The organism is Rhodospirillales bacterium (assembly GCA_018666775.1).
Classification (GTDB): domain Bacteria; phylum Pseudomonadota; class Alphaproteobacteria; order SMXQ01; family SMXQ01; genus JABIXC01.
In genome coordinates this window covers 484,704-498,750 of sequence record JABIXC010000017.1, presented here as the reverse complement: position 1 = coordinate 498,750, position 14,047 = coordinate 484,704, and the positions used below count along the sequence as shown (strand labels likewise).

The 14,047-nt window shown below is 52.9% G+C and carries 9 protein-coding genes and 1 pseudogene; 3 read left to right on the top strand and 7 right to left on the bottom strand.

Translation table 11 applies throughout. The features are described from left to right. Positions 1-53: 53 nt before the first annotated feature. The 7 genes and pseudogenes from HOJ08_10400 to HOJ08_10370 form a co-directional block, all read right to left on the bottom strand. Positions 54-659: a hypothetical protein gene (locus HOJ08_10400; GenBank protein ID MBT5673839.1), complete on the bottom strand. Its 606-nt coding sequence runs from the start codon at positions 657-659 to the stop codon at positions 54-56. A gap of 91 nt (positions 660-750) precedes the next feature. Beyond that, entirely contained in the window at positions 751-1,884 is a 1,134-nt protein-coding gene (oah, locus tag HOJ08_10395; protein ID MBT5673838.1) for a 6-oxocyclohex-1-ene-1-carbonyl-CoA hydratase, read from the bottom strand. 47 nt (positions 1,885-1,931) lie between these two features. After that, positions 1,932-3,149, bottom strand: coding sequence for a CoA transferase (locus HOJ08_10390; protein MBT5673837.1), 1,218 nt, complete (start codon positions 3,147-3,149; stop codon positions 1,932-1,934). Continuing rightward, a complete protein-coding gene (locus HOJ08_10385; protein MBT5673836.1) occupies positions 3,146-4,351 on the bottom strand; it encodes a CoA transferase in 1,206 nt (401 codons plus the stop codon). Before HOJ08_10385 ends, HOJ08_10390 begins: the two co-directional genes overlap by 4 nt. A 35-nt stretch (positions 4,352-4,386) precedes the next feature. Continuing rightward, positions 4,387-5,934, bottom strand: a complete 1,548-nt coding sequence (locus HOJ08_10380) for a UbiD family decarboxylase (protein ID MBT5673835.1) — start codon at positions 5,932-5,934, stop codon at positions 4,387-4,389. Positions 5,935-6,066: 132 nt separating this feature from the next. Beyond that, positions 6,067-7,092 (bottom strand): annotated as a pseudogene (locus HOJ08_10375) (hypothetical protein). 257 nt (positions 7,093-7,349) lie between these two features. Then, positions 7,350-8,912, bottom strand: coding sequence for a 3,4-dehydroadipyl-CoA semialdehyde dehydrogenase (locus HOJ08_10370; GenBank protein MBT5673834.1), 1,563 nt, complete (start codon positions 8,910-8,912; stop codon positions 7,350-7,352). A gap of 207 nt (positions 8,913-9,119) precedes the next feature. On the opposite strand from HOJ08_10370, the gene HOJ08_10365 reads away from it, so the two are divergent. Genes HOJ08_10365 through fdhF form a run of 3 tightly spaced genes read left to right on the top strand, consistent with a single transcriptional unit; the run spans position 9,120 to position 14,047 of the window. Beyond that, the gene (locus HOJ08_10365; protein MBT5673833.1) at positions 9,120-9,614 is read left to right on the top strand and encodes a formate dehydrogenase subunit gamma; all 495 of its coding nucleotides are present in this window, start codon (positions 9,120-9,122) and stop codon (positions 9,612-9,614) included. Positions 9,615-9,626: 12 nt separating this feature from the next. Then, entirely contained in the window at positions 9,627-11,171 is a 1,545-nt protein-coding gene (locus HOJ08_10360) for a formate dehydrogenase (GenBank protein MBT5673832.1), read from the top strand. Between the two features lie 26 nt (positions 11,172-11,197). Further along, entirely contained in the window at positions 11,198-14,047 is a 2,850-nt protein-coding gene (fdhF, locus tag HOJ08_10355; protein ID MBT5673831.1) for a formate dehydrogenase subunit alpha, read from the top strand.

The window sequence follows — 14,047 nt, the reverse complement described above, 5'->3', positions numbered from 1 at the left end:
AGCGGTCATAGATTAAAAGAAGCGGCGCAGGATATCCTGCGCCGTTTTTTTGTCTACGCTGGGCCTAGCTTTCGGCCAATGGCTTTTAATGCGTGAAAGCCATGGATCAAGGTTGGCAACATGGCCGATGCCCCCATGAGGATGCCAAAATAAATATTTCTTATATTTTCCGGGGCAAATGGATTGAAAAATGCCCGATGGACCCGTCCGTTATACAAATTCGTTCGATCAACGAAAGTTTCGGGAAGCGACAGAACCAGATTTACAAACCACCCCGAAATCGTAAAGACGAACAACACCCAAAGGGTCGCCAGCCCGGCAATCACCAGATCAATGCTGAGATAGCCGATATAGGCAAAATTGTTGTTGGATTTGATGGCCCGTTTGGCAATGAACAGGGTGATGAACAGGGATAAAAAATCGAATAATCCCCCTAAAAGCCCGACAGGAAATTGCATCAGAAAAATTTCCAAGCCTTCAACCCCGAATATTTTTTCTGGATAAGCCGTGACAAGCGCCCACCAGAAACACCCCAGATTGAGAACCACAAAAAAGCCATAGGCTTTGGCGAGGAAAAATGGCGTCGCCTTCCGATAGGCTTCAAACCGGGTCAGAAGCGAAAGCAGGGAATCACGCCAATGGGCAAAAATATTGGACATTTACCACCAAATTATTGCGATTTTATAGGTCTGTCTCTTGTTAGACCATAATTTGGGCAATGATAAAGGGCTTGGGCTAATAAATGTTTACCTAGTCTTTTCCCGGCATCAGGCTATCGATCAGGTCTTCGGACCACGGCGTGCCTTTGGCCAGTGCCTGGCGCAGGGCAATGAAATCAACTTCGCGCCCAATTTCGCGACTGCCTTCATCAAAGGCCCTAAAACCGGCACGGCCTTCATTCATCATGTTCAAGGCCATCCATGCGCGGGAACCTTCCTTGTTCTCATTCCACGGTTTCAGCTTTGGCTTGCGCAATTCTTCAATGGCTTTCAGCGTGCATTCAGGAAAGGTGAGCATCAAAGACGTGCATAATTCATCGACGCGTTTATCCAGCAATGAAAGGTCCATTTCGCCTTCGCCCAGCATTTTTTTGCCAGCTTTAAGGGCATCCCCGGCTTTAGGCTCGCCTAAAACAAAATGCCCGGTGTCATCAACGGCACGATCGGTGACCACCAGTGGATTGGGAATAAATTCGCCGTTCACCTTCAGGGCAGGGACCATGTCGGTGATCATGCCAAGCCTGTAGGCTTTGTGGGCAGAAATGGGTTGGCACAAGATGCCCTGCGCCATGGCATTTTCGACGCCGATCATCACAGGCAAGAAGTCTGTGGCACCGGCAATAGGCGCTGATCCATGCTTCGGGCCAGCTTGGCCAAAGCGCGCCATATCCTGTGCAATGGTAAAATCACACGCAAGACCAATTTCCTGACCGCCGCCAAGGCGCATGCCGTTAACCCGGCAAATGGTTGGTTTATCGACGCTTAGGATGGTTGTCACCATGTCCATGAACAGGCGCATGTATTGGCGAAATTCCTGCGGGTTTCCCGCGTAATACCGGGCCAGTTGAGTGACATCACCGCCGGTGCAAAAACCGGTTGTGCCACTGCCGGTCAAGACAATGCAGACAACGTCCCGCGCATTGGAGGCTTGTTTCAATGCCAAGATTGCGCCGCGCATCATGTCGGTGGTCAGGGCATTTAACTGGGTTGGGTTATCCAGCGTTATCCAGGCGTTAAACAACCCATCAACGGGCGCGCCATCAGCCCCAAGGGCTGGGCGCAGGTCATAGAGGATGCCCGCATCTTTTCCAGCCGGGGCAAGGTTGTGATCAACCAGTGTTTCGGGGCTGGTGGAGTCTGTGATGGATTTAGTTTGTTTGCTCATGATGGCAGCGATCCCTATTCGCGTCGCGCGCGTCCCAAATGGGAGGGCTAGAAGACGCCGTTTTCTTCCAGTTCATTATACTCATCATCTGAGAGACCCAGAAATTCCTTGAATACAATCTCATTGTCCTGGCCCAACAAAGGTGCCGGTGCGGTAACATCACCCGGTTGCTCTGAAAGATCAAAGCCCGGGAAATAATGGGCCTGGGTATCGATTTCCGGATGTTTGCGGACGCGCCAGTTCTTGCGGTGGGCCAACTGCGGGTCGGTAAACAGATCGGCGCAGCTGTTGATTTTATACGCATGAACGCCGGCATTTTGCAGGGCATCAACGCATACATCGGCAGATTTCCCAGCGGTCCATGCGCCAATTCCCTGATCCAGATCGGATACATTGGCGCGCCTGCCATCGGCATCGGCAAATCGTTTGTCTGTTGTCCAGCCCGGCTGTCCAACTACCTGTGACAGGCGTTTAAACTCATCATCATCCCAGCACGATGCAGCAATCCAGCCATCATCGGTACACGGATAGGCATTGTGGGGGACAGCGATAGCATCGTTGTTGGCTTCGCGTTCAATGACGGTGCCATTTTTGTGATAATCCAGCAAAGCCCCACCCAAGAAGAATGCGCCACATTCATATTGGGAAACGTCAATATGGGCACCTTCTCCGGTGCGACGACGACGATCAAGGGCCGCCAGCAAAAGGGGCGTGCCAACAAGGGCCGCCACAAAATCAATATAGGGGCCATACAACAACTGCGGCGATCCATCTGCATCCCCGGTCAGGCCACAGAACCCGGCAAGGGCCGATAATTGTGACCCAAAGCCACCGGTGGCTGCACGGGGGCCGGTTTGGCCCATGTTGCAGGTCGACATGAAAATCAGATCTGAATTGGTTTTCTTGACGTCTTCATAGCCAAGCCCAATGCGATCAATAACACCGGGGCGCATGTTTTCGACCAAAACATCTGACCAGTCTGAAAGTTTCCGGGCAAGCGCCAGGCCGCCGGGCTTTTTCACATCCATGGTGATGGCATATTTGGAATCGTTGAAATATGAAAAACAACCCGATCGGTTAATGCCTTTTTTGCCGTCCTTATAGGGCGGGTATTGCAGGCGGAACCCGTCGGGGCGTTCTGTGGCTTCGATATGGATGACCGTGGCCCCAAAATTGGCCAACACTTTGCCAATCCATGGGCCAGCCGCATAACCACCGACTTCGATGACTTTTAAACCCTTAAGGGCCTGGGGCAGGGCGGTCATGATTTGTCTCCGACGGTAGAGTCCTTGATCATGCCTTCGATGTCGCCATCTTCGAACCCAAACTGGGATAAGACTTCGCGGCTATGTTGGCCAGATAATGGCACTGGGCGATCAACGCTCAGGCGCTTGCCATCCACAACAGCAAACCCACCGCAATGGCGCTCAGTTGACCCCTCTTGATCGCCGGTGGGCATATCAACCCAAAACTCGCGGCCCTCAAACTGTGGGTCTTTGGCAATGTCGGCGACGTTGTTAACCGGATAGCCAAGCATTTCGCGTTCAAAGGCTTGCTGGAGAAAGTCTGCTTTGGGGACGGTCAGGAAGAACTTGCCAATGGGCGCTTCCATGGCATCGACTTCTTCCTGGGTGGCTTGGGTTGAATCATACCCCGCCCAATCTATGTCTGCCAAAACCCCAAGATCGGCCCCGGCGGTTTTCATCCAATCCACAAGGCCTTCATTGGTGCGTCGTCCAGCGACACCGCCATAAATGATGAAATTGACGAAGCCATCCTTGCAGGGCCAGAACACGCGGAAAATGGCGCCCTTAACAGAACGCCCCGTCATGAACGCACCTGCACGTGACGGGTTAACCCCAAGCAGGTCCCACGAAGCAGGAGCATGGGCAATAGAGGCGATAACCGCACCCTGTGCGGATACATCAACATGTTGGCCGCGACCGGTTTCACCGCGTGCATTAAGGGCGATCATGGCGCCAACGGCTGCCTGTGATGCGGCCCATGGGGGCGATTGGGGCACAGTGACGCGCAAGGGGCTGCCGTCAGGCTCTCCGGCCAGCGACATGGCGCCACCAGCGGCCATCAGTTCAATATCACTTGCTTTCCATTCGGCGCGCGGACCTGTGCGGCCAAATGGCGTGATGGAAACATGGATCAATTTTGAATTTGCTTTGAGCAAGCCAACAGGATCAAAAAGCTTTGCCTGTTCGCTGCCGGGCGCTGCGGTTTCCAAAAGGAAGTCGGCATCAGCCGCCATCTTGAGGAAGGCTTTGCGGCCTTTTTCGGAATCAATATCTAATGAGAGTAAGCGTTTGTTGACGTTATTGGCGCGCCACTCGGGGGCGGACAAGTCCGCCCCCGGTGGTTCGATTTTAATAACGTCTGCGCCAAGGTCGGCAAGGAGTCGCCCGGTGAGCCAGCCAAGTTGGCCAGTGCAATCGAGAACCCTGAGGGGCTCAAGCAGCATTAGGCGATCCTCCCCTTACAACCTTGTGACTTCTAGCGGCCAGTGCGGGCGAGGGAAAGAACCCAACCCTGCATACGAGATTTCATGTTCTCGATCTGGTCGTCGGTGAAGAAGTCTTTCGCATTGACCTTGTCGACAGGATAAACCGGACGATGGAAGTCCTGTTCATACCCATAAGGCACCGTTGCATCGATGCCCATGCCGCCTTCAAAGACGGTGTTGGCTGCGGTCCACTGTTGACCGGCACCGGCTGTCATACGTTCAGCAGGCATAAAGGTCTGGCCGATCCCACCCGGATGCGGGTTAAGGATATCCATCTGCGGATTAACACGGGTGGTCAGGCACCACATGATGTCGTCCATGTCGTAAATATCGACATCTTCAGACACGGCGATGACCAGACGTGCACCCTGTGAACATGCCAGGACGGCGGTCAGGAAGTTACGCTGCCAACCTTCTTCGATCTTGTTGCGCTTCTTTACCTGAATGATGGCTCCACCCCAATCGGTCATGGCGTAGGGGATATGCACATTGGTGCAGACACCCGGCTGGAGACGGTCACACAAGTTGTAGATGGCAGATTCACGAACGGAAGTATCAATGTTCGCATCATCAGCCGTATGCACACCAAGTGGGAAGATGATGGGCTTGCTTTCAGGCTTACGCATGGTCAGCGCGGTGACGTGGAACGTCGGCGCCTTGTATGCTTTGCCCATGTAACCGGCCCATTCAGGATGGAAGAAGTATTTGCCCTGTTGGTCGGCGTCTTCCGATTCCTTGGTTTCATAGCGCTTGTCGCGGGGGTGCAGGTAACCTTCCAGCACGTATTCCGCATCGGCCAAAGTGTAGGCATCGATGGTACGGCACTTAACCTTACGGACCGGGGAACCCTGGATGGTACCGGCCATCCCGACTTCGTCACAGCCTTTAGGAAGCATGGCATAATCGAAGCCAGCACCGGCCATGTAAGTTACGGCAGGCGGTACGCCAAAGCACATGGTCATTGGGATGGGCTTATCATCATGATAATGCTCGGTCATGATCTGCCACATGTGGGAACCCGGTGAGATTTGAAGGGTTCCAACTTCGTCCCAGCGGAAGTTCATGCGGTTGTAACCAATGTGGCTGCCGCCGTCGAAATATTCACCCATGACACAGGAAATGCCGGAACCAATGGTCAGCTCGGTTTCCAGTTCGGTATGACGAATGGCGGTGAGCCAATCGTTGGGCTTAATGTTTTCGGTGATGACATGTTCCTGGCAAGGCGCGTCTTCTTGAGAAATTTCAACGCATTCGGTCGGATGATCGATGGCCCAGCCAACTTTTTTCACGCGTTCTTCTGAATCGCTCCAGCCGAACATTTTTTCGATAACCTTGATGTCGCCAAACAAGTTGGTGACGGCCCGTGCGTTGGGCTTGGTCTTCACATTGTTGAACAGCATGCAGGGGCCGCCATCGAACTGCTTTTGCAGACCGGTAATTTCGAGGTCAGGGTTGACCTCCTTATCGGTTTCGATGAGGTCGCCTTCGGACTTCAACCACTCCAGCGTGGAGCGTAGGTTTGTAATATCTTTTGTCATAATCTGTTTTCCAAAGTTGTGTCTGTTTACAGGTTAGGAAACGTTGATCGCGTCCTTGTACTTGGGATCTGCCAGATAGGCGCTTTCATCAACGAACTTGCTCATGTTTGACTTTGCGCCGGTCTTGAGAAGTGAATCGAGATAGACCTTATGAACATCTTTGTGCTGATTTTCATATTCAATCTGGTTGCCGCCATCGTTAAGGCTCACATCCATACCCAGCCAAACGCGTTTCTTTTCAGCCATCATCGGGTAGCGAAGGCTGCCCATGGCAATGGCGAGATAACGTGCGGGATTTGGGCTGGTGTTAAAATGCTGATGGAACATCTGGTCTGGCGGAGCAAAGACAACGCCATGGTCCCAATCAACGCGGACGGGATCTTTTTCATAATCGTACCAAAGCATGGAATAGCCTTCACCGGTCGCACACATCACGTGGAAATCTGCGCCGTGACGATGGCCCTTTTTGTAGGTGCCAACGGGCATTTCCGACATATGGGCATGCATGGTGCCATCTGCGAGTGAGAACATGATGTTTGACCCACCAGCGCCGCGCTTTTCCCATTTGATCAATTCAAAGGTATCAAGGGCAGGAACGAAGTTGGTTTCCCACATGTTACGGCCAGGCATTTTCGGGATCATTTCGCCTTCGCCAGAGAAGTAATCCGCACCGGATTCACGTTCGGGGAATTTTGAATCATTGCCAAAGACAAACGCGTCATTGCGATACAGGTTAATGACCAAAGGTAGGTCATTACATGAATACAAACGGGCGCGTTCAGTTCCGGCGCCATTGAAATGCTGGTATTTGCAGTTCAGGGGCAGGGCGAACAGGCTTTTTGGTCCCCATTCAAAGCTATGGGTCTGTCCGTCATAGGTTTCCACGGTCGTTGAACCATGGCCATCAACGACATAGAACACTTCTTCAAACATGAACTTTTGAGGAATGGTCTTGCCGCCACCGGGAATGTCGATGACATACATGGCGAGGAAGTCGCCGCGTCCAATAAGATGCGCAAAGGCACCGTTGACGCCCATGCGATCCCAAGGCTTGGTTTCGATGGTCTTCATATCGATGCCGAAGTCTTCGACGATGGGAATACCTTCGTCATCACACCAGTTCAGGTAAGGATCGACAAGAAACTTGTCATCCGCCATTTCGACAACGGCCCTGTTGATATCATCCAGATTTGTGCTCATTTCCCACGTCTCCTTGAATTCGAATGGGGGTGCATTTGCGAAACACTAATTGTTTAGGCCCCGCATGAGAGTAGCTCTTAACATTTACCAGCTATACGTCAATTATAATTTTCCTATAGGTGAAAGACATTTTTTGTATATCAGAGTATGCGTTCCAACCAAGTCAAACCCTATGCTTATAGGGGTATCTGAAGAGGGCTGCCCAACACCCTGTTTTAACAGGGAAGTTCTGCAGCATCTTCTGCCAGAGACTCTAAAAGGTCCTTGTTGCCCTGAACGGCAAGGCGTTGGCTATAAAAGCGCAAACCGCGCAAACCGCCTAATTCTTCGCCGCCACCAGCCCGACCCGGGCCACCATGGACACACATGGGCATAACAATACCATGACCCGTCTGGGAGGCACCAATGCTTTCGTCCACGGCCAAAACCCGGCCATGCCAGGCACCAAGGCCGATCACGGCATCTTTGTTAAAGGCAGCATCACCACTGAACACGGATGCGACCAACGAGCCACCACCGCGTCCTGACAATTCAAAGGCCTGTTCGGGGCTGTCATAGGGCATCAGGGTGGAAACCGGGCCAAAGGCTTCGACTTCATGGACGATTTTGGCCTCACTGGGGGTGTCACAGCGCAACAGGGTGGGGGCGATAAAGCAGCCCTTATCGGTATCGGCATCAACCAATTTTGGATCACCACCCAAAATCATCGTGGCTTCGGTCTTTAACTGATTGATGGCGTCCTGAACGTCTTTTTGTTGGGATTTGTTGATCACCGGGCCCATACGGACGGTTTCATTGCGGGGATCGCCCACAACGGTGCCAGCAAGCCTTGCTTCCAGCGCACCTGCAACATCATCCATCAAGGCTTTGGGCACAAAGGCGCGGCGAATGGCCGTGCATTTCTGACCTGCCTTGGTGGTCATTTCGCGGCTGACTTCTTTGATGAACAGGGCAAATTCGGCAGACCCTGCCGTGGCATCGGGGCCAAGAATTGCAGTGTTCAGGCTATCGGCTTCGACATTCATGCGCACGGATGACCCAACCACATTGGGGTGATTGCGCAAAATTGCAGCCGTATCGGCAGAACCGGTAAAGGCAACGGCATCTTGTGCCGTCAAATTATCGGTCAATTCGCGCGCAGACCCACATACAAGTGAAAGCGCGCCTTCGGGCAACACGCCCGCATCAATGACATCTTTGACCATTTGATAGGAAAGCAGCGCCGTTGCCGTTGCTGGCTTGGCAAAAACAGGAACACCAGCCAACAAGGTAATGGCGGCCTTTTCCCACATGCCCCAGGACGGGAAGTTAAAGGCATTGATATGCAGCCCAACACCCTGAATGGGCACGGACAAATGGAATGCCTGAAACGCCTCATCCTTGGCCAGACGTTCAAAACGCCCGTCTTTAAGGGTTTTGGCATCGCCTAAGCTCTGGCCAACATGGGCAAAGAATTTAAGCGTCCCAATGCCGCCATCAATATCGATCATGGCATCGACCTTGGTGTTGCCTGAATTGGCAAGGGCGGTTTCGAAATAACTATCTCTGTTTGCGGTCAGCGTATCGGCGATGCCTTTGATCAGGCCCGCACGTTCTGCAAAGCTCATGGCGCGTAGGGACGCTCCGCCTTTTTGTCTGGCGTGATCAAGGGCTGTGGCGATATCGACCCCGGTGGTTGATGCCCGGGCCAATTCTGCGCCCGATACTGGATCGATCAATGCCGTTCCTTCGTCACTACCTTCGACCCAGGAACCGCTAACGTAACTCGCAAGTTTCATAATTCACCTCTTTGTGCATACCGGATAAACCGCCATTAAATTGAAGCGCACACCATAAAGGATCGCTGGGATTGGGCAAGGCGGTGCGTTCGGGAAATGAATTTTTATCAGATGCGCCCTCTGAGGGCTTTTGAAGCATTGACATGTCGGGTTTGATCGTTGAAACAAAGGCGCAGAACCTTGATTAAAAACGGATGGCAGGTGGCAATGGCTGAAAATCAAGCGATCGATGAAACCGCCCTTGGCGAGTTGATTACGGATATATGTGGCGGATTTGAAAATCGCGCCAATGCATTGTTGGAGATTCTCCACACGCTTCAGGCAGAACTGAGCTTTGTTCCCGAAGAGGCAATTAAGCCGATTGCCAACATTCTCAATCTTTCCCGTGCCGAAGTGCATGGGGTGGTCAGTTTTTATCACGATTTCCTGCGCACCCCACCGGGAAAGCGCGTGATCAAGATTTGCCGTGCAGAATGTTGTCAGGGAAACGGGTCCGAAGCCCTTGCGGCGCACGCGGAAAAAGTTTTAGGCGTGCCCTTTGGCACGACCACCGAAGATGGCGAACACACCTTGAAGGGGGTTTATTGCCTTGGCAATTGCGCCCTTGGCCCATCGGTTTTGATCGGCGAAGAATTGTTTGGCCGGGTTGATGCCCAGCGGTTTGATGAAATTATTGAAGCGCAAAAACAGGCTCAAAAATAAAGGCAATTTTTCGTGAATAATAAAACCGTCACTGTTTATGTCCCTGTTGATGCCGCTGCCCAGTCTGTCGGTTCGGAATCCGTTGTGGCTGAAATTTTGGCAGAGGCCAAAACCCGCGATATTGATATCCAGATTGTGCGCAATGGATCACGCGGCATGTTGTGGCTGGAGCCATTGCTCGAAGTCGTGACCGATCAGGGGCGCGTGGCTTATGGCCCGGTTGCGGCATCTGATGTGGCTGGGCTTTTTGATGCCGGATTTCTGCAAGGTGGGTCTCATGCGCTGGGCCATGGCATCACGGAAGAAATTGATTACCTGAAACGCCAAACCCGTCTGACCTTTGCACGCGTTGGTGTCATTGATCCTTTATCTTTGGATGATTTCAAATCCCACGGTGGATTTGAAGGTCTGACAAAGGCACTTGAACTTGGGCCTGAAAAAATTGTCGACGCCGTCATCAGTTCCGGGTTGCGCGGGCGCGGGGGGGCAGGGTTCCCCACGGGCATCAAATGGAAAACCGTGATGGGCGCACCGGGGCCAAAAAAATACATCTGTTGTAATGCCGATGAAGGGGACAGTGGTACCTTTGCCGACCGCATGCTGATGGAAGGCGATCCCTTCACCCTGATTGAAGGCATGATCATTGCCGCTATTGCAGTGGATGCAGACCAAGGTTTTATTTATCTACGATCCGAATATCCCCATGCCATCAAAACCATGAAACGCGCCATCGAAATTGCAACGCATAGCGGCTATTTGGGTGACAACATTGCAGGGTCGGACAAACGCTTCACCGTGGAAGTGCGTGTGGGTGGGGGCGCTTATATCTGTGGCGAAGAAACATCCATGCTGGAAAGTCTGGAAGGCAAACGCGGCATGGTTCGCGCCAAGCCGCCGATCCCGGCACTGGAGGGATTGTTTGGAAAGCCAACGGTGGTGAACAACGTTCTGAGCTTTGCCTCTGTGCCGGTGATTTTGGTAAAGGGTGCGGATTATTATGCAGGCTTGGGCGTTGGGCGATCATTGGGCACACAGCCGTTTCAGTTGGGCGGTAATATCAAATATGGGGGGCTGATTGAAATTCCATTCGGGTCTGATCTGGGTGAGCTGATCAATGGGTTCGGTGGTGGCACCAGAACCGGAAAACCGGTGCGCGCGGTTCAGGTGGGGGGGCCTTTGGGGGCTTATCTGCCAACCAGTCAATTTGGGGTGGCGCTGGATTACGAAGCCTTCGCTGCTGCCGGGGCGATGCTGGGCCATGGTGGATTATCTGTGTTTGATGATGACGTGGATATGGCGCGCCAAGCTCGATTTGCCATGGAATTTTGTGCCATTGAATCCTGTGGTAAATGCACCCCCTGTCGGATTGGCTCAACCCGGGGGGTTGAGGTCATTGATAAAATCATTGGAAATCAAGATCACGACAAGAACATGCAGCTTCTTGATGATCTTTGTGAGACAATGCGGGACGGTTCTCTGTGCGCGCTTGGGGGGTTGACCCCTATGCCCGTTAAAAGCGCTTTGACCCATTTTCCGGAAGACTTTTCTGGTGAATAGACGAGGAACCCATGGCAACTGATCCAGTGAGCATGATCAAAGAAACCGATTATGGGACGCCCGCGTGTGATGGGGATGCTCAGGTTACGCTTGAAATTAATGGCCGTGAAATAACCGTGCCTGCGGGAACATCCGTGATGCGCGCGGCCACCATTGCCGGTGTCAAAATTCCCAAACTTTGCGCAACCGATACTTTGGAACCATTTGGGTCGTGCCGCATGTGTCTGGTGGAAATTGAAGGGGCGCGTGGCACCCCGGCATCGTGCACCACCCCGGTGGGTGAGGGCATGCAGGTCACCACAGAAAATGATCGTTTGGCAAAACTTCGCCGTGGGGTGATGGAACTCTATATTTCTGATCACCCTCTGGATTGCCTGACCTGTGCCGCTAATGGTGATTGTGAATTACAAGACATGGCAGGCGTCGTTGGCCTGCGTGATGTTCGTTACGGGTTTGATGGCGCGGGGCATCTGGATGGCGGGAAAGACGAAAGCAATCCGTATTTCACCTTTGATTCATCGAAATGCATAGTCTGTTCGCGCTGTGTGCGGGCCTGCGAAGAAGTGCAAGGCACCTTTGCATTGACCATCGATGGGCGCGGCTTTGCATCCTTCGTTGCCGCCGGGGCCAATGAAGGATTTTTGGGTTCTGAATGTGTTTCTTGCGGTGCTTGTGTGCAGGCGTGCCCAACCGCAACCCTGACCGAAAAATCTGTCATTGTACATGGACAGGCCGAACACAGTGTGATTACCACCTGCGCCTATTGCGGGGTGGGGTGTTCCTTCAAGGCAGAAATGCAGGGTGAACGGGTGGTGCGCATGGTGCCCTTGAAAGATGGTGGTGCTAACGAAGGCCATTCCTGCGTCAAGGGCCGATTCGCTTGGGGCTATGCCACGCACAAGGACCGGGTGACCACACCCATGCTGCGCGATTCCATTACCGATCCGTGGCGCGAAGCAAGTTGGGATGAAGCGATTGAATTTTCAGCCCGGCGCCTGAAAGAAATTCAGAAAAAATATGGTCAGGGTTCAATCGGCGGCATTACCTCATCGCGTTGTACCAACGAAGAAATTTATGTCGTCCAAAAAATGATTCGGGCAGCCTTTGGCAATAACAATGTTGATACCTGCGCACGCGTTTGTCATTCGCCCACGGGCTATGGCCTGAAGCAAACTTTCGGGACATCTGCGGGCACGCAGGATTTTCGATCCGTCGCACAATCGGATGTCATTATGGTGATCGGTGCGAACCCGCCTGATGCGCATCCTGTTTTTGCATCGCGCATGAAAAAACGTCTTCGCGAAGGTGCCAAACTGATCGTTATTGATCCGCGTAAAACCGATCTGGTTAAATCACCCCACGTCAAAGCAACCCATCACCTGCAATTGCAACCGGGCAGCAATGTCGCGGTGATCAATGCCCTGTCCCATGTCATTGTGACCGAGGGTTTGGTGGATCGGGATTTCGTCGCGGAGAGATGCGAAAAAGCAGACTTTGATCGCTGGGAAAAATTCATTTCGGACAAAAGCAATTCTCCGGAATCTATGGAAGATGCCACAGGGGTTCCCGCCCAAGACATTCGCGCCGCTGCCAGACTTTTTGCAACGGGTGGCAATGCGGCCATTTATTACGGCCTTGGTGTGACCGAACACAGTCAGGGTTCCACCATGGTTATGGGTATGGCCAATCTGATCATGGCCACGGGCAACATGGGCCGCGAAGGCGTTGGGCTTAATCCGCTGCGCGGCCAGAACAATGTTCAGGGTGCCTGCGATATGGGGTCTTTCCCCCATGAATTGCCGGGCTATCGCCATGTCGCCGATGATGCGGTTCGGGAACTGTTTGAAAAGACCTGGAAGACAAACCTTGATCATGAACCGGGCCTTCGGATTCCTAATATGCTGGATGAAGCGGTTGAAGGTGGATTTAAAGGCATTTTTGTCCAAGGCGAAGACATTGCCCAGTCTGATCCCAACACCAATCATGTGACGGCCGCGTTGGAAGCCATGGAGCTGGTGATTGTGCAGGATTTATTCCTGAATGAAACCGCAGCCTTTGCCCATGTCTTTCTGCCGGGCACGTCCTTTTTGGAAAAAGACGGCACCTTTACCAATGCCGAACGGCGCATCAATCGGGTGCGACCTGCCATGAAAATGGCCCAGGGGTTGAGCGAATGGGAAACCGTATGCCGGTTGGCGACCGCCATGGGCTATGACATGGGCTATGAAAATGCGGCCCAAATCATGGATGAAATTGCCCTTGTGACGCCCACCTTTGCCGGGGTCAGCTTTGACAGGCTGGATGAAATGGGATCGATCCAGTGGCCGTGTAATGAAAATGCCCCCGATGGCACGCGCTTGATGCATCTGGATGGCTTTGTGCGGGGCAAAGGACGGTTCATGCTGACCGAATTTGTGCCAACCCCGGAACGGTCCAACCGGTCCTTCCCGCTGATCCTGACCACGGGGCGTATCCTCAGCCAGTATAATGTCGGGGCCCAAACCCGGCGCACCGAAAACACGGTTTGGCATGATCGGGATGTTCTGGAAATTCACCCCAGTGATGCCGAACTGCGTGGCATTCATGAAGGCGATCTGGTATCTGTTGCCAGCCGCATCGGGGCAACCTCTCTTTATGCCGCGATCACCGAACGGGTGGCACCGGGGGTTGTTTACACAACCTTCCATCACCCCGTATCGGGCGCCAATGTGATCACCACGGAATATTCCGACTGGGCCACCAATTGCCCGGAATATAAAGTGACAGCAGTAGAAGTTGCCCATTCAAATGCGCCATCAGATTGGCAGCGAGGGTGGGAGACCCGTGAAGATGTTCAAAAGCGCATCTTTGCAGAACCAACGGACGCTGCGGAGTAA